Genomic DNA, 21,599 nt, shown 5'->3' on the forward strand with positions numbered 1-21,599 from the left:
TCGTTTTCAGTCACCTTAACAGATCCCGTCTGGCACTCTCTATAGGTTTTATTAAGCACTTACATTTATTTACAGTTTGCTCAGGTAGACCTTGAATTTGGCATCGCTGCCGATGATCTCGGTCTGTTTAAAGTGAGCCTCCAGTATAGGCAGGTATCGCAGGAAGGCGTTGGCGACTATGGTCAGCGAGCCGTTGGCGCTGAGGTAGGCGGGGGCTTTTTCCAGGAAGGTTTCGGTGGCGGCGTAGAAGGTCTTGAGGCCCGCATGGAAGGGGGGATTCGAGACGATATGTTGGAATTTCCCCTCAATGTCGGAGTAGACATCGGAGGCGTGCACCTTCCCCTGCAGACCGTTGGCAGCCAGGGTGCGGCGGCTGGATTCCAGTGCCAAGGCGCTGATGTCCACCAGGTTCACCTGCAGCTCGGGATTGCGCTTGGCCAGCGTGGCGCCGATGACGCCGGCTCCGCAGCCAAAGTCCAGCAGCTTGCCCGTCATGGGGGGGAGACTCGCCAGCAGCATCTGGCTGCCGAGATCCAGGCCGTCTGCGCTGAATACCCCGGGCAGGGCCATCACCGTCAACGAGGTGTCCCCGGCCTGGCATTCATAGCGGCTGAACCAGGCGTCCAGCTTGAACGAGGTGACCGGCTTGCTGAGCTCCCCGTGATAGAGGGAGCAGCGGCGCGCCGAATCCCGCTTGACCGGTTTCTCCCCATAAGCGGCCAGCAGCTTGTCGGCCCCGTTGATCCCCCCTCTGTTTTCTCCCGCCAGCAGCAGATCGGCACCCGTCTCCAGCAAGGGGGCCATCATGGCCAGCAGGTACTGGGCCTCGGCCTTGGCCTTGGGCATCAGCAGCAGCAGGGCATCGAAGCGGGGGGCGCCGCCAAGCTGGTGATCGAACAGAATGCGTTCGCCAAGGGCGGCCTGCTGGCTGAGGTAGTAGCAGTAGTCGGTGGTGAAGACCGCCAGGGAGTCAGTCAGTTCGGCCAGCTGGCGCGGATAGTCATCCTCCAGGGCGCCGCAGACGAGCAGCCGCTTGCCGACGAAGAGGGCTTGGTTACGTTCCAGCATCTGGCTGACGGCACTGACAGGACGACTCATTGGTTTTCTCCACGCAATTTTGGGCGGCCATTATACATGGCTGCTTTCGCCTTGACATTTATGCCGCCTTCCCGAAATATGCCAGACACCTTATATATCCAGAGATGAGCCATGCGTCAGCGCGTATCGAAACGAAAGCATAAACACAGCCTGATCCCCGGGCCTGCTGACGTGCGCGCGTAACCTCTCATCTCTGAGACGATTCTAGCCCCGGTAGCGACCCTCGTACCGGGGCTTTTTATTGACCCATTAATTCAGTCAGGAGAAGGAAATCCATGTTTCAAGGTTCGATAGTTGCCCTGATCACCCCTTTCAAACAGGGCCAACTGGATGAAGCCGCGCTGGTCCGTCTGGTGGAGTGGCACATAGCGCAGGGGACCCATGGCATAGTGCCGGTCGGTACCACGGGGGAGAGCCCGACCCTGACCCACGACGAGCATTGCCGGGTGGTGGAACTGGTGGTCAAGCAGGTGGCCGGTCGGGTGCCCGTCATCGCCGGTGCCGGCTCCAACAACCCGGTGGAGGCCATCGAGTACACCCGTCACGCCGAGCAGGCGGGGGCTGACGCCACCCTGCACGTGGCCGGTTACTACAACCGCCCGAATCAGGAGGGGTTGTATCATCACTTCAAGGCGGTGCATGACGCCACCACCAAGCCCATCATCGTCTACAACATCCCGCCCCGCGCCATCGTCGATGTGCAGCCGGCGACCCTGGCCCGGCTGGCCGAATTGCCGCGCATTGCCGGGGTGAAGGACGCCACCGGCGATCTGGCCCGTCCCTGGACCGAGCGCCAGCTCATCAAGAAGCCCTTCGCCTGGCTCTCCGGTGAAGATGCGACCGCGGTCGCCTACAACATAGGTGGCGGCCAGGGCTGCATCTCGGTGACCGCCAACGTGGCGCCCAAACTGGTGGCCGAGGTGCAGAACCTGGCCCTGGCCGGTGAGTGGCAGGCGGCTCGCGAGTTGCAGGACAAACTCATCCCGCTGCATCAGGCCATGTTCGCCGAGCCCAGCCCCGCCGGTGCCAAATATGCGGTCTCCTTGCTGGGGTTGTGCAGCGAAGAGTGCCGGCTGCCGGTGATGCCTTTGTCCGAGGCGACCCGTGAGCGTATTCGCAGCGCCATGCAAGCACTGGACCTGCTGTAAAAATGGGCTCTGGATCGCGCTTTTGATTGCCAAGTCAGTTAGCCGCTGACTTTGTCGATATACTCGCTTGGATACATTTCAAGGATGAGTGGGCATGCAAGAATGGGATCCGGAGCACTTCACCAGCTTTGAACATCTCTGTGAAGTGACCCTGGCGGCGGTCAGCGAGAAGACCGAAGCCGAGCAGATCTATCTATGGCTGCGGGCACCCGTGCCCCAGCTCTACTGTTACCGGCCGGAGTCGGGCTTGCTGTGCCTGGCTGCCGACGCCCTGTCGACCCTCCCGCTGCCCGTTTCCTTCATCGAACGCTCCCTGGCGCTTGGCCAACTGCTGGTGGAACCTGTGGCACCGACCCATGGGATCTGGGAGAGCGTCGAACCCGAGGCGCCACGCCTGCGGGTCAGCTTCCCCCTCAAACGCCATCAGGGACTGGAGGCCGTGGTCTATCTGGAGACCCGCCGCCGCATAGATCGCCTTTCAAATCAAAAGAAACAGAGCATTCAGCTGCTGATGCACTATCTGGCAGCGGAACTGGAAGGGAGAAGGCTCGCCAGCCAGGTGGACAGGGAACGGGATCAGCGCCTCAGCACGCAGGCGGACCTCGTTCGCAGCCAGGCCCTGCAGGATGCCTTCCTCCATCTGCTGCAGGCCCTGCATGAGGTCGGGGTCAGGCTCTCTCGCTGCGACAGCGAGGATCAACTGCTGCACGACGCCGTGGTGCTCGCCCGGGAGGAGTTGCAGTTCGATCGGGTCGCCATCTTCCTCATCGACAATGACCGCAAGACCATGCACGGCACCTGGGGCACCAATGAGGCGGGGGAGCTTACCAACGAGCGCCATTTCGTCACCCCCATCCCGGAGCATCCCACGGTGCAGGAGGCGCTGCGGCGCAAGGACTATGTGCTGGTGCTGGAGGATGCCCCCCTCTATTACGAGCAGCAGGAGGTGGGACGGGGCTGGAACGCCATGGTCTCGCTGTGGGATGGGGCTACTCCCATCGGCTGGATCGCCGCCGACAACCTGCTCTGGCGCCGACCCCTCAAGGCTTATCAGAGCGAGATCTTCAAGCAGTATGCCGCCACGCTCTCCCAGTTGCTGATCCGCCAACGTACCCAGTCGGCGCTTGAGCGCTTCAATCGGGAGCTGGAGCAGAGGGTGCAGGAGCGCACCCGGCAGTTGGCCGATACCAACAGGGCGCTGGAGGAGGCCAATCGGCGCCTCTCCCTATTGTCCCTGGAAGATCCCTTGACCGGGATCGCCAATCGCCGCCAGTGGGACATCACCATGGAACGGGAGTGGGAGCGGGCCCGCCGTCATCAGGGGGTATTGGCGGTACTGATGATCGATGTGGACGAGTTCAAGTCCTACAACGATCACTTCGGCCACGGCAAGGGGGACCAATGCTTGCAGCAGGTGGCGGCGCTGCTGCAGGAGACGGAGCGACGGCGGACCAACCTGGTGGCCCGCTATGGCGGGGAGGAGTTTGTCATTCTGCTGTGTGCGCCGCAGCCGGGAGAGGCGGAGCGGCTGGCGGAGCAGATCCACCAGGGACTGGACAGGCTGCAGATCCCCCATCCCGCCTCCCGGGTGGAGGCACATCTCACGGTCAGCATCGGCTTCAGCTATCTCATTCCCTCATCGGACAAGGGGTGGCAGACCCTCACCGAGCAGGCGGATCAGGCGCTCTATCATGCCAAGTCCCGAGGGCGGGCCTGTACCCTGGCCTATCGGGTGGACTCTCTCGTCGCACCCCATTGAGCCCGCCTGGCTCACGGGTTTCGACGAGTGTGATCCCATCATCATAAATGGGGCCGCAAGCGTTTCTCGTCCTCGGGCGCATGGCGAGATGCCCTGGCTCTGGCTAGAATGGGGGCCCATTTTTCAATGACAGATCCCGCATCATGACCCTCTCCGGATTTAAAGGCCTGGTTTTCGACCTCGACGGAACCCTGGTGGACTCCATGCCGCTGCACCTGGCCGCGTGGGAACATACCGCACAGGAATTTGGCTTCCGCTTCGATGGGGAGTGGTTTTATGAGCTGGGGGGCATGCCGAGCCGCAAGATAGCCCTGCTGGTGGCCGAGGAGCAGCAGATTGCGCTGGATCCTCTGATCGTGACCCGCTGCAAGACGGAGCACTATGTGGCCAACCTGCACAAGGCGACGCCTTTCCCGGCCATGCTGGAACTGGTGGAGCGCTATCATGGCCTCATTCCCATGGGGATTGGGACAGGGTCTCCCCGGGTCAATGCCGAGGCCGTGCTGCGCAATACCGGATTGGATCGCTACTTCCCGGTGGTGGTCACCGCCGACGATGTCGAGCTGCACAAACCCCATCCGGACACCTTCCTGCTGGTGGCGCGTCGCCTCGGGGTCGAGTCGGGTCAATGTCTGGTATTCGAAGACACAGGCATAGGTGCTGAGGCCGGTCAGGCGGCGGGCATGCAGGTGTGCATGGTCAAGGCAGGAAAGCCGGTCGGATTGAGCTACTGAGTCGGGAGGGGGCGGGTCTGACCACCCTGGGTAAAACGTCCACTCTCATACGGGACAGGCGATAAACATGAGAGTGGACAGTCACTTGCGCCAGGAGATGACGTGGCGAAGCGCGGGGCAGGAAAAGAGCGAGCCTTATTGCTCGCTGTTGCCGCCCTGATTGTCGTCATAGCGACTCGGTGCACCGTGGGGGCGCGGCGCCATGGAGACGCGGGGCTTGCGGGCTCGCTGGATGCTCACGGCCGGGCGACCGGAGTGCATGGCGATGGTGGAGATCTTGGCCTTGTAAACCAGCTGCTGGTTGCCATGGGCATCGGTCAACAGCACGCTGTACTGGTCGAAGCCGCTGATGGTCCCCTCCAGCTTGATGCCGCTCACCAGGAAGATGGCGACCTGACTGCGATTCTTGCGCAACCAGTTGAGGGCGGAATCCTGCCCATTTCCAAGTGAGAATGCTTGCTCAATCGTGGAGTAGCTTGGGGATTCAGTTGTCATAAATTATTGTCCCGCGAAGAAAAGTGGCGTTTGATTGTGCTAAATGGTTACAGGCTTGTCAAAGCCATTCTCTTTTCCTGGATGAGGGCTTAATGCCCCCAAGAACAGGGCTGGTGGTTCAGGGCGGCGGCTGCGATAATTGACCGCTCTGGCCGTGACAGGCCTCCGCTGGGATCCTATCTTGCATCCGGTTTCAAATCCAATGACTTATACCCATGACGCGACGGCCTGTGAAGAGTGCGATCTGCTGGTCCCGGCCACCCCCCTCGCGGTGGGGGAGACGAGCAGTTGCCCCCGTTGCGGTCACACCCTGAGCCGACACCTGCCCGAGCAGGAGCGCAGGCCGCTGGCCTATGGTTTTGCCGCCCTCATCATGTTCGTGCTCTCCAACACCTTCACCTTCATGTCGTTCTCATCCAACGGGTTGGGGCAGGAGATGACCTTCCTGCAGTGCATCACCACCCTGGTGGAGCAAGGCTATCTGTTCCTCGGCGCCGTGTTGAGCCTGACCCTGATCGGCCTGCCGCTGGTCTATGTAGGCTCCATCATGCTGGTGCTGTGGCGGATCGACAAGGATATGCACAGCCGTGCACTGCGATCCCTCGGCCGTTTGCTGTGCCGGATCCGGCCCTGGCTGATGGTGGATGTCTTCCTGATCGGGGTGCTCATCTCCCTGGTCAAGCTGATGGGCATGGCGGACATCAAGATGGGGCTGTCGTTCTGGGCCTTCGTCGGCTATACGCTGCTGCTCATCAAGATGATGTCATCGCTGGACAGGATGTGGCTGTGGCAACGGCTGTTTGGCCAGACCGAGTCGAGGGAGCTGGATCCCGAGGCGAGCGCCATGGCATCCGGGCTGGTTGGCTGCCACATCTGCGGCGCCCTGAGCGAGGCCGGCACCGACCGCTGCCCGCGCTGCGGCGATCACCTCCATGCGCGCAAGCCCGGTGGTCTGAACCGGACCTGGGCGCTGCTGATCACCTCGGTGATCCTCTACATTCCCGCCAACGTCTATCCCATCATGGACACGGTGTTTCTGGGGGACGACAGCCCCTCGACCATACTGGGCGGGGTGCTGCTGCTGTGGGCGCTGGGTTCCTATCCCATCGCCGCCGTCATCTTCTTCGCCAGCGTGGTCATCCCCCTGGTGAAGATCCTGGCGCTGTTGTGGCTCTGTTTCGTTGTGCAGCGGGGTCAGGGCGCCTCGCCCCTGCGCAAGCTCAAGCTCTATCGCATGACCGAATTTGTGGGACGCTGGTCGATGATCGACGTCTTCGTGGTGGCCATCCTGGCCGGTCTCATCCGGCTCGATAATCTGATGTCCATCTATCCTGGCCCCGCCGCTGTCGCCTTTGCTGGCGTTGTGCTGATCACCATGGTGGCCGCCATGAGTTTCGATTCCCGTCTGATCTGGGATTTACAACAAGGAGAGCGCGAACGTGAGTGAGCGTAAGACAAGGTGGAAACCCGGCTCGGACTTTCTGAGCTCGGCCGCCGCTATCTGGATGGTACCGCTGCTGGCGCTGTTCATCGGTGCCTGGATGCTGTTCCAGCATTGGTATTCGCAAGGCCCCAGCTTCACCCTGACCGTGGCCACGGCCGAGGGCATAGTCGCGGGCAAGACGGTGATCCGCTCCCGCGAGGTGGAGGTGGGCCGCATCGAAGCGGTGGAGCTGAGCGATGACTACAGTCACGCCGTGCTCAAGGGACGGCTGAGCAATGCCGCCGCTGGCATGCTCAAGAAAGACAGCCAGTTCTGGGTGGTCAAGCCCAGGGTTGGACGGGAAGGGGTCTCCGGCCTCGGCACTCTGCTCTCCGGCGCCTATATCGAGCTCTCCCCCGGCAAGAAGGGCAAGGCACTCAATACCTACGCCATGCTGGACAGGCCGCCTCTGGCCTCGCTGGATGCCAAGGGGCTGCGGCTCTCCCTCAGCAGCCGCGATGCGCGTGCCCTGGGGGTGGGATCGCCCATCAACTACCAGGGCTTCACCATAGGTCAGGTGGAAGAGGCCAAGTTCCTGCCAGAGAAGAGCGAGATGGAGTATCAGCTTTTCATCAATGCTCCTTATGACACTCTGGTGAGCAGCAACTCCCGCTTCTGGTTGACCCCGGGCTTCGAGGTCTCCATGAGCAGTGAGGGCATGAAGGTCAAGATGGACTCGCTGGAGACGTTGCTCGATGGCGGCATCACCATGGGGCTGCCGCCTGGCTGGTACCCCGGTGAACCGGCCAAACAGCATGACGAGTTCGTGCTGTTCCAAGACGAGGCGAGCGTGCTGGCCGGTAGCCTGGATCAGTTCATCGATTACGTCTTCCTGTTCGAGGACAACGTGGGCGGCCTGCATCCCGGTGCGGCGGTGCAATATCGCGGCATCCGGGTCGGCACCGTGATCTCGGCCCCCTATCTTATCGATGACAAGGGCGTGCAGCTGTTCAAGAATCGCGAGATCCCGGTGCTGGCCCGCATCGAGGTGCAGCGGCTTTCCCATCGCTATGCCAATGCGGAGAAGGAACAGTGGCGCGCCCTGTTCAGCAAGCAGTTCAAGGAAGGCTTGCGGGCATCCCTCAAGACCTCGAACCTGCTGACCGGTGGCAAGGTGGTGGATCTCAACTTCTACCCGGATGTGCCGGCCTACAAGTCGGTCAAGGTGGCGGGTTATCAGGTGTTCCCAACCGTGCAGGCCGGGCTGGATCAGATAGAGCGCAAGGTGAACCTCATCCTCGACAAGTTCGTCGACATGGACATGACCACCACGCTCACACAGGTCAACAGCACCCTGGCGACTCTGGACAAGACCCTCAAGCATGTCAGTGCCGTGAGTGCCAATCTGGAGCAGTTTACCGGTCAGGACTCGACCCAGCAGTTGCCGGCTTCGCTCAATGAGAGCCTCAAGCAGTTGCAGGAGACGCTGCAAACCTATGATGCCAGCTCCCAGACCAATCAGGAGTTGCGTCAGTCGGTGCAATCTCTCAACCAGCTGATGGGCGAATTGCAGCCCCTGGTACATTCCCTGAACGAGCAACCGAGTTCACTGATCTTCGATCGCTCTCGTCCCCAGGATCCTGAGCCCAAGCGAGGAAAATGATGAAAAAAAGGATGATGACCCTGGCCTTGCTGGGCCTGTTGGCGGGTTGCAGTTCGGCCCCTGCCAGCTTGCACTACTACTCGCTCGATACGGGCAGCCAGCCAGCGCCGCTGATGGCGACTAAACCCCAGCATCAGCTGGTGCTGCGCCCTGTCGCTCTGGCGGGGCAGCTGGATCGCGTGAGCCTGGTCTATCAGTTGGAGGGCAACGAGCTGCACTTTGCCGAATACCACCGCTGGGCGGGCTCGCTGGATGCCCAGCTGAACCAGTTGGCCCTGAGCGGCCTCTCCAGCCGGTTGCCTGGCTGGGTGGTACGTCAGGACGGGGCCCGCAAGGGCCCGGTGCTGAGCATCTCGGTAGAGCGCTTCCAGGGGCGTCACGACGGCCGCGCCTTGCTGAGTGGCCGCTGGCGCCTGTTGACGGAGGACGGTGTGGTGCTGCGGGACGTGCCCTTCCAGCAGGTGCGGGTACTGCCAGCCGATGGTTATGGCACCCTGGTCGACGAGCTGGGACAGGGTTGGCAGCAGTTGCTGGACCAGATCGCGACAGAGGTGCGCAAAGCCGGTTGAGACCGGCATGAAAAACGGGAGGCCAAGGCCTCCCGTTTTGTTTTCTGGCAGAAACGGACGAGGTTACTGCTGGACCTCGGAGACCCCTTGCACCTTGACCTCGACCCGGCGATCCGGGGCCAGGCAGACGATCAGCTCACGCTTGGACTTGCTGGTGCAGCTGTCGCCGGTGACCGGGGAGTTCTTGCCATGACCTTCCACGTTCACCTTGCCAGCAGGCAGGCCCTTGCCGATCAGGTAGTTGGCCACGGTCTGCGCCCGCTGCTCGGAGAGCTTCTGGTTGTAGGCATCGGAACCGATGCGGTCGGTGTAACCGATGACGGTGGCAGAACCATCTTTGGGTCTGGCTTCCTCAATCTGGTTGTAGAGGGTGTCCAGCGCCTGGCCGGCTTCCGGCTTGAGGGTGGCCTTGTTGAAGTCAAACAGCACATCCGAACTCAGGGTGAACTGCTTGTCCACCACGACCGGCTCGGGTGCCGGGGCCGGGGCGGCGACCGGCAGGGCCGGTGCAACCTGACCGAAGCGATAGACAGCGGCCACGGAGAGCAGGCCGTTGTCCATGCGCAGGCCGGTGTCATCTCGGCTGCCATAGGGGGTGCTGTACTGGTATTCGAGGCGGGCGGCCCAGTCCAGGTTGAGGGCATATTCGGCCCCGAGGGCGCCGACGAAGATGCCACGGCTGTCATTGTCCAGCTCGTCGCTGCTGCTCCAGCCATAGCCACCACCGACGCGGCCATAGAGATCCAGGCTCTCGGTGACCGGGAAGCCGAGTTTTAGAGAGAGCTGTGCCATCTGGGCCTCTACGGCATCGTTGAAGGCCGCGCCGTTGCGGGTTCCGCTGTATTTGTATTTGCCCAGATAGTCGTAACCCAGCTCGACACCCAGATTCCGGTTGATCTGGTAACCCACGAAGGCACCGGCGCCGACTTCGTCGTCATCCTTGTCCGTGGTGGTGATGGTGTTGCTTTCGTCGAAGTTGTAGAAGTTGGACCAACCCAATTTGGCACCGCCATACCAGGTATTGTCTTGTCCGGCTGCCTGAGCGTTGGCCGCAAGCAAGCCTGAAACCAGCAAGGTAATCAGTGTTTTTTTCATGTGAAGCCTCTGCAATTTTGTTTGTCGGGAGGCTGGATCCGTATCGCCTCGCCGTATGGGTTGGGCCAGTGGCCGGCCACAACATGTTTAAACGTAGCCCGTTTTTTTTGAACCTCAAGCAACTGATATAAAACATATTGTGATAACTATGCCCATCATAGGGGAGTTATTCGGAAAGAGGGCCAGTATGACTCCGATTTGTGACGGGGGTCATATGAGTTACTTTGAGGCCGTTCAAGCGGGCAGACACAAAAAAGGCCGACATGCTGTCGGCCTTGGCACCCTCACTGGGGGATGAACTCGTACTGCTGCTCGATGAAGGCGCCAGCCCGCTCGCTCAGGGCCGCATGCACGGCCGTGGTGGGATGCACCTGATCCCAGAACATCTTGCCCTCGCAGTTGAGCTCGCTTGCGCTGCGGCGTGCCATGGGGGAGGCGACGGCCTGCGCCAGCAAGGGGTTGCCGGCGATGGCGAGGCGCTCTGGCTCGCTGAAAGCCGCGAGCTGGTTGTTGCTGGCCGCGCTGCGAGAGGCGAATGGTTTCCACACATAACCGCCGCCGTAGCAGGCATGTTCGGTGTCGCTCAGACCGAAGTTCTGCGGCTCACGCAGCATCTCGGCGAACTGCTTGTCTATCTCGAACAGCTTCACCAGGCCGGTGGGCGCCAGCTGGCGTGCCAGATTCAACAGTAGCTCGTTATGGTAGGCCGAGACATGGCTGGCGGCTTTCACTACATTCTGGCTGCGTGCCGAGGGGTTCTGACCGAGATCCGGCAGGTTGAACAGCAGTATCTGCTTGGCGCCGTTGAGCACCATGCGATTCGCCGAGTCGCTGATGACATCCCGCACCCGCTTGGCATCCTGCTCGGTGTTCCAGCCATAGGCCAGATAATCGTTGGCGCCGACCCAGAGGATCACCAGATCGTCAGGCTTGAAGCTGTCTTTCTCCAGGAACTGGGTGATCTCGTAGTCCAGGTTGTTGATGACCTGATACTTGGGGTTCCAGGAGATCTTGTTGTAGGCCACCGCGGTGGCGCCCCCTTCGGCCTCGTTGGCGATCGTCAGCCCCGGGAACTGCTGGGTCAGCTGCTCCAGCCAGACCGGACCGTTGGAGAAACGGCCCTGATAATAAGGAGGGCTGGAGGGGAGATAACCGCGCATCTTGCCGTACATCTTGCCGGTGTCGGAGAGGCTGTCACCGAACATGACGATGCGGGAGAAGGCGGGACGCGGCTCGGCGGCCTGGGCCGTCAGTGCGCAGAGTCCCAATAAACACAGAAACCATTTTTTCATGTCGTCTTTCTCATTGGATGCAGGCTTTGCCTGCGGGCTTTTCCTCGATGGCACCGGGCTGGGGACCCGTTTGCCACACCGCAGGGTATTTGGCCGAATTTAATTTCGCATCCATGGGGTATAATTAAATCGATTTCGGTCACACTCGGCTCCCCCACATGGGGGAAGCTTCACGTTTGTTTCACGGTCAGGGGGGCAAGATAGCCTCATACCGCAACGACAGGAGCATGAGATGAACAAAGCAAGCGTAATCGGCCTGGTGGCCCTGATGTCCGTATCCTCTTTCGCCATGGCGGCTTACACAGGCCCACAGGAGCAGAATGTCATCACCGTTGCCCAGTTGAAGGATCAGCGTGACGATAGCTGGGTGACCCTGGAAGGCAAGCTGACCAAGCACCTGGGTGGCGAGAACTACATGTTCCGCGACGCCAGTGGCGAGGTTGAGGTGGAAGTGGATGGGGATGTGTGGCGTGGCATCGAAGTGGGCCCGAACGATCTGATCCGCATCCGTGGCGAAGTGGATCATAGCTGGGACAAGACCGAGGTCGAGGTGGAACGCCTGGAAAAAGTAGGCGCTGCAGCCCCGAGCAAGGGTGGCTTCATCACCAAGTAAGCGGCGGAAGCCGCTTCAATGAGAAGGGCGCTCCATGAGCGCCCTTCCTGTTTTGGGTGGTTGTCAGCCGGCCCGGCTGGGCACGCTGCGCTTGAACCCCTTCTCGGCCTGATTGACCTTGTAGAGGTAGCGACGTGCTTCCGCCTTGGGATGCTGCTCTGTCAGCACCTGATAGACGGCCTCGGGGGAGAGCCGGTTTATCATGCCGGGGGCCGCCTTGCGGTCGCTGGAGAAGGTGTTGAGCACCCCGCCGGCCCCGCCGTTGTAGGCGGAGATCACCGCATAGCGCCTCGACTGGGGATCCTGGATATCCGCCAGATAGACGGTCTGCAGCAGGTGCAGATAGGCGGTGCCCACGTCGATGTTGTAGGCCGGATTGAACAAGTCCTCCCGGGTCGGCTGGCCGTTCTTGCCCTTGACCCGCACATAGACGTCGCGCCCCGCCGTGGCCGGGATCACCTGCATCAGGCCGTAGGCATTGGCGTGGCTGACCGCATAGGGGTTGAAGCTGCTCTCGGTCTTGATCACCGCGTAGATCAGGCTCTCGGCGACCCCGTACTTGCGGGAGGCGTCGCGGATGATGCTGGCGTACTTGTAGCCGCGCTTGTCCTCATGGTTCGCCACCATGGGGATGTCGATGAAGAAGATGTTGCGAATGCCGAGGGTACGCTTCTTCATGGCGGTGTTGAGCAGGTAGTCCGCATAGCGCTCTGCGCGCCAGCTGGAGCGGATCGGCTGGCCCTGGTTGTCCAGCACCTGACCGTAGAGGAAGGGCTCGCCGCCGGGCATGATCTCCCGGTCGGAGTAAAGATCCACTTCCGCCGGATCGTCCGGTGTCATCAGGGTTTCGATGATGGCGCGGCGCAGGTGGGCACGGGGATCCAGTCCGGAGACGGTTTCCACCATGATGTGGCCGCTGGAGAAGTCGATGTGGGCCCGGCTCTTGTACTGATCCGTGTATTTGACGTAGTCAAACTTGCCCGCAAACAAGGCTTCTCGCCCCCAGATCTCGTTCACGTTGTGAGAGAGGGCGCTGATCATGTGTTCGAAGCCACGTATGTCCTTGCCGTTGACCAGATCCTCGTCATCTTCGCGGGGGGCGGGGGAAGAGGAGCAGGCAGAGAGAAACAGCACGGCGCACAGCAGCCAAAAAAGTCGACCCATAAAATCCTCAAGCAAGGTGGCCGGGCCACCCGTCATTCATGAACCCTGAGCAAGGAGGGAAGTGGCCGTCGACGGCCCGATGCTGGAAGGCGAACCCCTGCCCAGGGCTAATTGTTACTGGCTGGGAGGGGTGTAGCCGTCGATGGCCACTTCACCCGCTTCGAACAGGTAGCTCACCATCTCTTTTTCCAGCAGCTGACGATGCTCGAGGTTCATCATGTTCAGCTTTTTCTCGTTGATCAGCATCACCTGCTTTTTCTGCCATTCGGTCCAGGCTTCCTTGCTGATGTTGTCGAAGATCCGCTTGCCGAGCTCGCCGGGGTAGAGTTGGAAATCGAGACCCGGCGCCTCTTTCTTCAGACGCTGGCAGAATACGGTACGGCTCATGTAGACCTCTGTGGTTGCAACTCAGGATTGTAAGTCCGGGTAGGCGAGCAGGCGGGCCGTAGCGGCCGCCAACCCCACCTCGGCAGGATGGCGTAAGTTATACCAGAGTCGGGAATCCGCTTCCATGAGCAGCGGGGGCGGCGGGGTAGTCAGTTCGATCAGCAGAGGTTGGATATCCAGGTGGAAGTGACTGAAGGTGTGACGAAAACCAGTCAGTTCCCGGTAGCCGGCGCCCTGCAGTCCCAGTGTCTGCAAACGTGCCTCCACCTCGGACTGTGCCTCCACCTGCGGGAAGCAGTAGAGCCCGCCCCAGATCCCCTGGGGAGGGCGCTTCTCCAGCAACAGCTGATCGCCGCTGCGGATGATCAGCATGATGCCGGTGCGGGCGGGGATGCTCTGCTTGGGTTTACTGTTGGGGTAGGCGGTGGGGTTGCCTTGCGACAGCCCCTGGCAATCGTTCTGGACCGGACAGCGCCCGCAGGCGGGCTTGCTGCGGGTACAGACGGTGGCCCCCATGTCCATCATGGCCTGGTTGTACTGGGCGACGCCGAGCCTGGGGGTGAGGCGAGTCGCCAGATCCCAGAGGGTGTTCTCCACCGTCTTCTGCCCGGGCCAGCCCGGCAGCGCCAGCCAGCGGGTGAGTACCCGCTTCACGTTGCCGTCCAGAATGGCGTGGGGCTGACCGAGCGACAGGGAGAGCACGGCGCCTGCGGTGGAGCGGCCTATCCCTGGCAGGGCCATGACCTCCTCCAGCCGTTCCGGGAACAGGCTATCGTGCAGATCGCGGATAGTCTGGGCCGCCTTGTGCAGGTTGCGGGCGCGGGCGTAGTAGCCGAGTCCGGTCCAGTGGTGCAGCACCTCGTCGATGGGGGCATCGGCCAGGGCCAGCACATCGGGGAAGCGTTCCATAAAGCGCTGATAATACGGAATGACCGTCGCGACCTGGGTCTGTTGCAGCATGATCTCGGAGATCCAGACCCGGTAGGGGGTCTTGTCCTGCTGCCAGGGGAGGGTCTTGCGGCCATGGATCTGGTACCAGTCCAGGATCCGGGTGGCGAAGGAGGCGTTGTCTGGGTTGCTCACGATATGCTCATCTTATTGATTAAAAAGGGGAGCTCTCGGGCTCCCTCTTGTGGTCTGTCGATATGGCGGGGTTATCCGCGCCAGTCCTGCAGCGCCTTGAGGCTGGCATGCTGGCCGCCGACCTGCAGCACTATATCATCCTGGGCGATGGCGATCAGGGTGACTCCGGGGGCAATCTCGCTCCCTTCATGCAGCTCTCGCCCGTTGAGCACCACGGCCCGCTTGGCCGGATCGGAGGAGTAGTTGTGGGCACCATAGGTCAGCGGTGGTACCTGCTGCTTGATGGCCGCGGGCAGGGCACCGAGGGGAATGGCCCCGGCCGAACGCTCAATCTGGGGCGTCGACTCTTCCACCAGCGGAGTGTTGTTGAGGGCCATCATGATGCGCTCCGCCAGACTCTGGCCATTGTTGGTGGCGCTGGCCGTTGCCTTGGGTGCCGGGGCCGCCTTGGGTTGCACCACGGGTTCCGGCAGCGGGGGCGGCAGGGGGCGGGTGATCATCGGCTTGGGCTCGACCCGCACGAAGGGCGGCGTCACCACCTCTTTCACTTCGATCTGCTGCTCGATGGGCTTGAGGTGATAGAGGTGCCAGCCATAGTTGGCGCCCGCCCCCATGACGAGGGCGAGCGGCGCCAGCAGCCACCAGATCCAGCGGCGGTTGGGCTCTTCATCCTGGCTCACGGGCAGCCCCATGAGCGGCATGTGCGGGGTGAATTGGGGTTGATCGGCCCGGCGCAGGGCTTTGAGCAGGGTCGACATCAGGAGGCCTCCTCCATCATTTCATCCAGTTTCACCGGGACATCGGCGCGCAAGGTATCGTCCTCCAGCTTGGGCATGGGTTCACCCGCCTGCACGTTCAGGCGCAGCAGGGTGTTGCTGCCGGCAATCCCGTCCGGGGTCAGCCCCTGCTCGCGCTGGAACTGCTGCAACTTGTTCTTGAGCTCGGCATCGAAGCGGCTCACCTTGCGATCCGGCTGTTGCATGGCGCGGCTGAGGGCATTGTCCAGCCATTGCACCTGGGTTGGGCCGGCGTTGCTGCCGATGAGCGACACGCCGCCTTTGGGCATGCGCCACAGCAGGGTGTAACTCCCTCCCCAGGCATCGGCGAGCCACTGGCGGTCTACCTGCCAGCTCTGGTTGCCGATGAGCAGGGAGGCCTTGTCCGGCCCCAGATTCACCAGGGTGGCGTAGTAGAGACCGCCGGTCGCATCGGTCAGGCTGATGAGGGCGGGGTGTTGCAAGGCTTGCAGCTCCGCCAGGGTGGCATCCCCCTCCTGGCAGCGCAGACCGGCGCGGGGGGCGTTGTCACAGGTCGCCTCCTCCAGCTCGGCCTGGTAGCCCCAAACCTTGTAGAGATTCTGCATGGCCACATCGGGCTCGATCGCCTGATTGATGGCCCGGGTCAATTGCTCCTGCTGCTCCGGCGTGTCGTCCACCTTGACCGGGATCTCCACCTTGACCACGGGACGGGTGGGGAAGATGCCGATGAACTGCCAACCCCACCAGCCGGTCGCGACCAGCAGGGCGCCGACCAGCGCCACGGTCAGGCCGGACTGCCAGCTTCCCTCATCACGAATGCCGCTCACCTCGAAGGCCGCCTGGCTGATGTCGCCATGGACTATCTTGTGGCTGCCACGGGCGAAGGCGGCGATGAGGGCACGATCGCAGATGAGGTTGATGAGGCGCGGGATGCCGCCGGAGAGGCGATGCAGGGTCTGGATGGCCCTGGGAGTGAAGATGGGCTGGATGCAGCCGGCCACCTGCAGGCGGAAGCGCACATAGGCATCCACATCCTGGCGCGACAGCGGCAGCAGGTGGTAGCGGGCGGTGATGCGCTGGGCCAGCTGACGCAGCAGGGGCTGGCGCAACATTTGTTGCAGCTCGGGCTGGCCGATGAGCACGACCTGCAGCAGTTTCTTCTCGTCGGTTTCGAGATTGGTGAGCAGACGTAGTTGTTCCAGCACGCCGGGCAGCAGATGCTGCGCCTCATCCACCAACACTACAGTGCGTTTGCCTGCCGCCAGGTTGGCCAGCAGGTGATCGCGGATGAGGTCGAACAACGGCTTGAGACCCGCGTCTTTCTCATAGGACAGCTGGAACTCATCGCAGATGGCCGCCAGCAGATCCCGCTCGGTCAGGGAGGGATTGAGGATGTAGGCAATCTCGGTGTCGACTGGCAACTGCTGCAACAGGCAGCGGGAGACCGTGGTCTTGCCCGTTCCCACTTCTCCGGTGAGCAGCACGAAGCCCCCCCCATCCTGCAACCCGTAGTTGAGGTGGGCCAGGGCCTCCCCATGGCGTTCGCTCATATAGAGATATTTGGGGTTGGGCGAGATGGAGAACGGGGGCTCCGACAGACCGAAGAACTGTGTGTACATAAGGATCCATTCCATTGTTATGGGCGGCAGGTTAAAGCCTCCCCCCGGGGATGTCAAAGACCCGGATACCATAAGAGGGTCATCCTACCCAGTGGCTCAAATGGCGAGGTTGATCGGGGTCGAATTATCACACCCGCTGACGGAGATGCCGGAATCGGGGACGTCGTCTCCCCGCCGCAAAAGCGGTATCATCGAGGCAGGTTTATTGAGGAGAGTGCGCGTGCAGACTTATCTGGTTGGGGGAGCGGTACGGGACCGCCTGTTGGGCTTGCCGCAGGGGGACAGGGATCACCTGGTGGTCGGTGCGACCGTGGAGCAGATGCTGGGTCTCGGCTTCACTCAGGTTGGCCGCGATTTTCCGGTGTTCCTGCATCCCAAGACCCAGCAGGAGTACGCCCTTGCCCGCACCGAGCGCAAACAGGGGCAGGGCTATACCGGCTTTGTCTGCCATGCCGCGCCGGACGTCACGCTAGAACAAGATTTGCTGCGCCGGGATCTCACCATCAACGCCATCGCCGAGGATGAGAGCGGCCAGCTGCACGACCCCTATGGCGGTCTGCAGGACCTGAAGGCCCGGTTGCTGCGTCATGTCTCCCCGGCCTTCGCCGAGGATCCCCTGCGCATCCTGCGGGTGGCCCGCTTCGCTGCGCGCTTCCATGCCCAGGGATTCGTGGTGGCCCCACAGACCCAGGCTCTGATGCAGCAGATGACGGCGGCGGGAGAGCTGGCCCACCTGACCCCGGAGCGGGTCTGGAAGGAGCTGGAGAAGGTGTTGCTGGGGCCGACCCCCGCGGTCTTCTTCGAGGTGCTGCGTGAATGTGGTGCCCTCAAGGCGCTGTTCCCCGAGCTGGATGCCCTGTTCGGGGTGCCGGCCCCGGCCAAGTGGCACCCGGAGATCGACACCGGCATCCACACCATGATGGTACTGACCCAGGCCTGCCAGCGCTCTCCCGAGCTGGCGGTGCGCTTCGCGGCGCTGTGTCACGACTTTGGCAAGGGGCTGACCCCCCCTGAGTTCTGGCCGAGCCACCACGGCCATGGCCAGAAGGGGCTGCCCCTCATCCGGGATTTCTGCGAGCGTTTTCGGGTGCCGAACGATTGCCGGGATCTGGCGCTGCTGGTGAGCGATCTGCACACCCACATCCACATCGCGTTTGAACTCAAACCCGCCACTCTGCTCAAACTGTTCGACAAGGCGGATGCCTGGCGCAGGCCCGAGCGCTTCGCCCAGTTGCTGGACACCTGTCGCGCTGACTTCCACGGCCGTACCGGCTTCGAGGAGCGGGTCTATGCCGAGCCGGACTATGTGGCTCAGGCACTGACGGCGGCCCAGGCCGTGCCGGTCAAGGAGATAGTGGCGGCAGGCTTCAAGGGGGAGGCGATCCGCGAGCAGCTCGGCAAACGGCGGCTCGATGCCATCAGCCGGGTGCGGGACGAGTGGACCTTTATCGACGAGTGATGAGATCCCTTCGGCGGCTCGATGGGCCAAGCCTGAACGGTCGTTCGAGACAATGGAGATATAAAAAAGCCCGGGTCACTGACCCGGGCTTTTTGCTGCGAGGTGCCTTAAGAGAAGCAGGCCTGCAGCACGTAGAAGATGGCGATGGCCAGGATGGCGCCCGCGGGCAGGGTGATGACCCAGGAGACCACGATGTTGCGCAGTACGCCGAGGTTCAGGGCCGCAATGCCGCGGGCAAGACCCACCCCCATCACGGCACCCACCAGGGTCTGGGTGGTGGAGATGGGCAGACCGGTGCCGGAGGCGATCACCACGGTGGCAGCGGTGGCCAGCTGGGCGGCGAAGCCACGGCTCGGGGTCAGGTGGGTAATGCCGGTGCCGACGGTCGCCATCACCTTCTCACCCATGGTGGCCAGACCGATGACGATGCCTATGCCGCCAAGGGGCAGGATCCACCAGGCGATGTGGGAGCTGCCGCCGATCTCGCCGCCCGCCGCCACGATGGAAGCGACTGCGGAGAGCGGGCCGATGGCGTTGGCCACGTCGTTGGAACCGTGGGCGAAGGCCATGGCACAGGCGGTGATGATCATCAGGATGCCGAACACCTTCTCCACGTTGGCGAAGTGCATCTTGCTGTCATCCTGCGGGTTGTACTTCTGACCGCGAATGTAGAGCCAGCCGGCAAAGGCCACGGCGATGGAGATGGCGATGGAGAGCAGGATCCCCTCGCCATTGCTCAGGTGCAGGCCGACGTGGGTCAGCCCCTTCTTGATGGTGACCAGGCAGATGACCAGGGCCGTCAGGAACATGTAGAAGGGGACATAACGCTTGGCGTTGTTGAGGGGATCATCGGTGTTGAAGATGAGCTTCTGCACACTGATGAACATGAAGTAGGCGATCACCCCCGAGATGGCGGGCGTCACCACCCAGGAGCCGACGATGCCACCGAACTTGTTCCACTGTACCGCTTCCGGGCCAATGCTCACCACGGCGAAGCCGACGATGGCACCGATGATGGAGTGGGTGGTGGAGACGGGCCAGCCGAAGTAGGAGGCCAGGATCAGCCACAGACCCGCCGCCAGCAGGGAGGCAATCATGCCAAGCACCAGCAGATCCGGCGTGTCGGCAAAGGCGTTGCTGTCGATGATGCCGTTGCGGATGGTGGCCGTCACTTCGCCACCGGCCAGATAGGCACCGGCAAATTCGAAGATCATGGCGATGATGATCGCCTGACGGATGGTCAGGGATTTGGTACCGACCGATGTACCCATGGCATTGGCGACGTCATTCGCACCAATCCCCCAGGCCATCAAAAAGCCGAACAAGGCCGCCACGAGCACCAGGGTGGTGCCGTAATTTGCGATAATGTCCATTAGTAGTGTTTACCCTGTCAGTCGATTACGAACGAGCCAGCATCAATTCCAGACGGGCGCCAACGCGCTCGGCCTGATCAGCCAGGTCACCTACCCATTCGAGGATCTTGTAGAGGAACATAACGTCGATCGGATTGTATTTGTGCTCAACGGCTTGCAGCTGTTGGCGCAGCCCGATCTGCATGGTGTCAGTATCGTCCTCGATGAGATCCAGCTGGTGGATCATCTCGGCAACCATTTCAACTTCACGTCCTTTAAAGCCGGTTTCGAGCAGCTCATCGAGTTCTCCGATGGCTTTTTCGGCTTGGGCGGTCGCATCGATACAACGTTTGAGATAGGCCATGAAATCGGCACGCATCTCGGAGGGGAATTCCATTTTACGGCCAAGCATGCGGCCGGAGATATCCTTGGCACGGTTGGCAATCTTGTCCTGCTGGGTCAGCATCTCCAGCAGGTCGGTACGGGCGACCGGCAGGAACAGGCCGCGGGGCAGCTTGAGACGGATTTCACGTTTGAGAATGTCCGCTTCTTTCTCCAGCTGGGCGATCTGTTGCCGGATCTTCTCGGCATCATCCCAGCGGTCTTCGGCAACGGCATCAAAGAACGGAATCAGCTGCTCACAGCACACGTGAACCTTGACGATATGCTTCTGCAGCGGCTTGATGGGGGACTTCGCGAAAAGTCCCAGGATAGTATTTACTGGCATGGCCAAACCTGTGTCGGTGAAAAAACACTCGATACTATTTCATGAGGGGCGCATGGTAACCGAACTATGCCCTCAATAAAACCGTGAATTAATCCTGATGTTTCGCTGGCATTATATCTTCGTGGCGGGGATCATGCCCCCCAAAGTTGCCAGCCAGCCCGGAATGACTATGCAAACTGAGATCGAGATAAAATTTTTCGTCGCCACGGACATCCAGGAACAACTCTCCAACCTGCTGAATAAACTCGATATTATCTCCGCAAGCAGCGCGAGCCTCGGCAACGTCTATTTCGATACGCCAGAGCTTGCCCTGCGCAGGCTCGACATGGGGCTGCGCATCCGCCGCAGCGACGATTTCTCCGAACAGACCATCAAGTGCCGGGGTCAGGCGATCGGGGGGCTGCATGCCCGCCCAGAGTACAATGTTCCGGTCAGCGGGGAGTTGCCGACCCTGGCAGCCTTCCCCGACGAGATCTGGCCGGATCTCGCCCATCGTGATGCCATCCAGTCCCGGCTGGTGGCCCAGTTCAAAACGGATTTCGTGCGTCGTCACTGGTTGATCGCGTTTGAGAAGGCGGGCCAGGCTGCCGAGATCGAGCTGGCCTGGGATCGGGGAGAGATAGTGGGGGAGCAGGGGCGCAGCGTCATCGATGAGCTGGAGCTTGAGCTCAAGTCCGGCGAGGCGAGCACCCTGTTCGCCCTGGCCGCCGAGCTGGCCGGGTTGGGGGGCATCCGGTTGGGGGCCCAGTCCAAGGCCCAGCGTGGCTACCGGTTGGCGGGGCTCGGCAAGGCGATGGCGCCGCAATCTCTGCCGGATCTGGAGGGCCGGGATGCCGGGGCGCTCATCGCGCTCGGGTTGCAGCACTGGCAGCATCACGAGCAGCTCTGGCTGGAGTCTGACGGCACGGCCAAGGCGCAGGCCCTGTCCGGTCTTCTGGAGGGGATTACCCTGCTGAAGGATGCGGCGGCCACCTTGGTGGGATCTCCCGCCTGGTTGCCAGCCCTGCTGACCCAGCACGCCTGGTTGGTGCAATGGGAGGGAGAAGAGGATGCACTCCTTGCCCGAGTTCACAGCGCCGACTATGTGCGGCTGCAACTGGCCATCTCGGCCTGGCTGCATCTGGGGGCTTGAGGGCCGCTCGCGATATGGGTTCGTGATGA

20 protein-coding genes are annotated in these 21,599 nt (G+C 61.8%); 9 read left to right on the top strand and 11 right to left on the bottom strand.

The genetic code is table 11. From position 1 onward, the window contains the following. Positions 1-69: 69 nt before the first annotated feature. Positions 70-1,098 carry a 16S rRNA (guanine(1207)-N(2))-methyltransferase RsmC gene (gene rsmC, locus VZC39_RS02700; RefSeq protein ID WP_434665463.1) on the bottom strand — a complete coding sequence of 343 codons (1,029 nt, stop codon included), beginning with the start codon at positions 1,096-1,098 and terminating at the stop codon, positions 70-72. 275 nt (positions 1,099-1,373) lie between these two features. On the opposite strand from rsmC, the gene dapA reads away from it, so the two are divergent. From dapA to VZC39_RS02715, 3 genes are all read left to right on the top strand, one after another. Then, on the top strand, positions 1,374-2,246 hold the full coding sequence (gene dapA, locus VZC39_RS02705; protein WP_349920891.1) for a 4-hydroxy-tetrahydrodipicolinate synthase: 873 nt from the start codon (positions 1,374-1,376) through the stop codon (positions 2,244-2,246). A gap of 94 nt (positions 2,247-2,340) precedes the next feature. Beyond that, on the top strand, positions 2,341-4,005 hold the full coding sequence (locus tag VZC39_RS02710) for a GGDEF domain-containing protein (protein WP_434665465.1): 1,665 nt from the start codon (positions 2,341-2,343) through the stop codon (positions 4,003-4,005). A gap of 143 nt (positions 4,006-4,148) precedes the next feature. Next, positions 4,149-4,739 carry an HAD family hydrolase gene (locus VZC39_RS02715; RefSeq protein ID WP_434665467.1) on the top strand — a complete coding sequence of 197 codons (591 nt, stop codon included), beginning with the start codon at positions 4,149-4,151 and terminating at the stop codon, positions 4,737-4,739. A 135-nt stretch (positions 4,740-4,874) separates the two neighbouring features. Here the strand turns inward: VZC39_RS02715 and hfq are convergent, their stop codons facing one another. Then, positions 4,875-5,234 (bottom strand): RNA chaperone Hfq, encoded by a 360-nt coding sequence (hfq, locus tag VZC39_RS02720; protein WP_434665469.1) that lies wholly within the window; start codon positions 5,232-5,234, stop codon positions 4,875-4,877. Positions 5,235-5,436: 202 nt separating this feature from the next. Between hfq and VZC39_RS02725 the strand changes: the two genes are divergently transcribed. The 3 genes from VZC39_RS02725 to VZC39_RS02735 are packed head-to-tail and all read left to right on the top strand — an operon-like array spanning position 5,437 to position 8,889. Then, positions 5,437-6,681 (top strand): PqiA/YebS family transporter subunit, encoded by a 1,245-nt coding sequence (locus VZC39_RS02725; RefSeq protein ID WP_434665471.1) that lies wholly within the window; start codon positions 5,437-5,439, stop codon positions 6,679-6,681. Next, positions 6,674-8,320, top strand: a complete 1,647-nt coding sequence (pqiB, locus tag VZC39_RS02730; RefSeq protein WP_434665473.1) for an intermembrane transport protein PqiB — start codon at positions 6,674-6,676, stop codon at positions 8,318-8,320. Before VZC39_RS02725 ends, pqiB begins: the two co-directional genes overlap by 8 nt. Then, positions 8,320-8,889 carry a PqiC family protein gene (locus VZC39_RS02735; RefSeq protein WP_349920897.1) on the top strand — a complete coding sequence of 190 codons (570 nt, stop codon included), beginning with the start codon at positions 8,320-8,322 and terminating at the stop codon, positions 8,887-8,889. Before pqiB ends, VZC39_RS02735 begins: the two co-directional genes overlap by 1 nt. A 63-nt stretch (positions 8,890-8,952) precedes the next feature. Here the strand turns inward: VZC39_RS02735 and ompA are convergent, their stop codons facing one another. Next, entirely contained in the window at positions 8,953-9,984 is a 1,032-nt protein-coding gene (gene ompA, locus VZC39_RS02740) for a porin OmpA (RefSeq protein ID WP_349920898.1), read from the bottom strand. A gap of 284 nt (positions 9,985-10,268) precedes the next feature. After that, positions 10,269-11,276 carry an SGNH/GDSL hydrolase family protein gene (locus tag VZC39_RS02745; RefSeq protein WP_434665477.1) on the bottom strand — a complete coding sequence of 336 codons (1,008 nt, stop codon included), beginning with the start codon at positions 11,274-11,276 and terminating at the stop codon, positions 10,269-10,271. Between the two features lie 232 nt (positions 11,277-11,508). Between VZC39_RS02745 and VZC39_RS02750 the strand changes: the two genes are divergently transcribed. Beyond that, a complete protein-coding gene (locus tag VZC39_RS02750; protein WP_349920900.1) occupies positions 11,509-11,889 on the top strand; it encodes a YgiW/YdeI family stress tolerance OB fold protein in 381 nt (126 codons plus the stop codon). A 63-nt stretch (positions 11,890-11,952) separates the two neighbouring features. Here VZC39_RS02750 and mltC read toward each other — a convergent pair whose 3' ends face one another. The 5 genes from mltC to VZC39_RS02775 all read right to left on the bottom strand — a co-directional run bounded on the left by mltC (position 11,953) and on the right by VZC39_RS02775 (position 16,900). Then, positions 11,953-13,053: a membrane-bound lytic murein transglycosylase MltC gene (gene mltC / locus VZC39_RS02755; RefSeq protein WP_349920901.1), complete on the bottom strand. Its 1,101-nt coding sequence runs from the start codon at positions 13,051-13,053 to the stop codon at positions 11,953-11,955. A gap of 114 nt (positions 13,054-13,167) precedes the next feature. Next, a complete protein-coding gene (locus tag VZC39_RS02760) occupies positions 13,168-13,440 on the bottom strand; it encodes an oxidative damage protection protein (protein WP_139433930.1) in 273 nt (90 codons plus the stop codon). A gap of 21 nt (positions 13,441-13,461) precedes the next feature. Further along, positions 13,462-14,523 carry an A/G-specific adenine glycosylase gene (gene mutY / locus VZC39_RS02765; RefSeq protein WP_434665481.1) on the bottom strand — a complete coding sequence of 354 codons (1,062 nt, stop codon included), beginning with the start codon at positions 14,521-14,523 and terminating at the stop codon, positions 13,462-13,464. Positions 14,524-14,594: 71 nt separating this feature from the next. Further along, complete coding sequence (gene exeB, locus VZC39_RS02770) at positions 14,595-15,281, bottom strand: GspB family T2SS assembly factor variant ExeB (protein WP_349920903.1); 687 nt, start codon at positions 15,279-15,281, stop codon at positions 14,595-14,597. Next, positions 15,281-16,900: an ExeA family protein gene (locus VZC39_RS02775; protein ID WP_349920904.1), complete on the bottom strand. Its 1,620-nt coding sequence runs from the start codon at positions 16,898-16,900 to the stop codon at positions 15,281-15,283. Before VZC39_RS02775 ends, exeB begins: the two co-directional genes overlap by 1 nt. Positions 16,901-17,120: 220 nt before the next feature. On the opposite strand from VZC39_RS02775, the gene VZC39_RS02780 reads away from it, so the two are divergent. Next, positions 17,121-18,359 carry a multifunctional CCA addition/repair protein gene (locus VZC39_RS02780; protein WP_434665484.1) on the top strand — a complete coding sequence of 413 codons (1,239 nt, stop codon included), beginning with the start codon at positions 17,121-17,123 and terminating at the stop codon, positions 18,357-18,359. A 107-nt stretch (positions 18,360-18,466) separates the two neighbouring features. Here the strand turns inward: VZC39_RS02780 and VZC39_RS02785 are convergent, their stop codons facing one another. Together VZC39_RS02785 and VZC39_RS02790 are read right to left on the bottom strand one after the other, a co-directional pair. Next, entirely contained in the window at positions 18,467-19,732 is a 1,266-nt protein-coding gene (locus VZC39_RS02785) for an inorganic phosphate transporter (RefSeq protein ID WP_349920906.1), read from the bottom strand. Between the two features lie 25 nt (positions 19,733-19,757). Further along, positions 19,758-20,438: a TIGR00153 family protein gene (locus VZC39_RS02790; RefSeq protein WP_434665487.1), complete on the bottom strand. Its 681-nt coding sequence runs from the start codon at positions 20,436-20,438 to the stop codon at positions 19,758-19,760. 169 nt (positions 20,439-20,607) lie between these two features. Between VZC39_RS02790 and VZC39_RS02795 the strand changes: the two genes are divergently transcribed. Continuing rightward, the gene (locus VZC39_RS02795) at positions 20,608-21,570 is read left to right on the top strand and encodes an inorganic triphosphatase (protein WP_434665490.1); all 963 of its coding nucleotides are present in this window, start codon (positions 20,608-20,610) and stop codon (positions 21,568-21,570) included. Positions 21,571-21,599 lie beyond the last annotated feature (29 nt).

It is taken from the genome of Aeromonas sp. NJAU223 (assembly GCF_051125555.1).
GTDB lineage: Bacteria > Pseudomonadota > Gammaproteobacteria > Enterobacterales > Aeromonadaceae > Aeromonas > Aeromonas veronii_G.

What these genes read in the sequence shown, in the direction of transcription:
- VZC39_RS02745 (WP_434665477.1), bottom strand. Translation starts at nt 11,276, where the DNA reads ATGAAAAAATGGTTTCTGTGTTTATTGGGACTCTGCGCACTGACGGCC.
- VZC39_RS02710 (WP_434665465.1), top strand. Translation starts at nt 2,341, where the DNA reads ATGCAAGAATGGGATCCGGAGCACTTCACCAGCTTTGAACATCTCTGT.
- VZC39_RS02760 (WP_139433930.1), bottom strand. Translation starts at nt 13,440, where the DNA reads ATGAGCCGTACCGTATTCTGCCAGCGTCTGAAGAAAGAGGCGCCGGGT.
- VZC39_RS02715 (WP_434665467.1), top strand. Translation starts at nt 4,149, where the DNA reads ATGACCCTCTCCGGATTTAAAGGCCTGGTTTTCGACCTCGACGGAACC.
- dapA (WP_349920891.1), top strand. Translation starts at nt 1,374, where the DNA reads ATGTTTCAAGGTTCGATAGTTGCCCTGATCACCCCTTTCAAACAGGGC.
- VZC39_RS02790 (WP_434665487.1), bottom strand. Translation starts at nt 20,438, where the DNA reads ATGCCAGTAAATACTATCCTGGGACTTTTCGCGAAGTCCCCCATCAAG.
- rsmC (WP_434665463.1), bottom strand. Translation starts at nt 1,098, where the DNA reads ATGAGTCGTCCTGTCAGTGCCGTCAGCCAGATGCTGGAACGTAACCAA.
- VZC39_RS02775 (WP_349920904.1), bottom strand. Translation starts at nt 16,900, where the DNA reads ATGTACACACAGTTCTTCGGTCTGTCGGAGCCCCCGTTCTCCATCTCG.
- VZC39_RS02735 (WP_349920897.1), top strand. Translation starts at nt 8,320, where the DNA reads ATGAAAAAAAGGATGATGACCCTGGCCTTGCTGGGCCTGTTGGCGGGT.
- VZC39_RS02750 (WP_349920900.1), top strand. Translation starts at nt 11,509, where the DNA reads ATGAACAAAGCAAGCGTAATCGGCCTGGTGGCCCTGATGTCCGTATCC.
- VZC39_RS02795 (WP_434665490.1), top strand. Translation starts at nt 20,608, where the DNA reads ATGCAAACTGAGATCGAGATAAAATTTTTCGTCGCCACGGACATCCAG.
- VZC39_RS02725 (WP_434665471.1), top strand. Translation starts at nt 5,437, where the DNA reads ATGACTTATACCCATGACGCGACGGCCTGTGAAGAGTGCGATCTGCTG.
- hfq (WP_434665469.1), bottom strand. Translation starts at nt 5,234, where the DNA reads ATGACAACTGAATCCCCAAGCTACTCCACGATTGAGCAAGCATTCTCA.
- mltC (WP_349920901.1), bottom strand. Translation starts at nt 13,053, where the DNA reads ATGGGTCGACTTTTTTGGCTGCTGTGCGCCGTGCTGTTTCTCTCTGCC.
- exeB (WP_349920903.1), bottom strand. Translation starts at nt 15,281, where the DNA reads ATGTCGACCCTGCTCAAAGCCCTGCGCCGGGCCGATCAACCCCAATTC.
- VZC39_RS02785 (WP_349920906.1), bottom strand. Translation starts at nt 19,732, where the DNA reads ATGGACATTATCGCAAATTACGGCACCACCCTGGTGCTCGTGGCGGCC.
- ompA (WP_349920898.1), bottom strand. Translation starts at nt 9,984, where the DNA reads ATGAAAAAAACACTGATTACCTTGCTGGTTTCAGGCTTGCTTGCGGCC.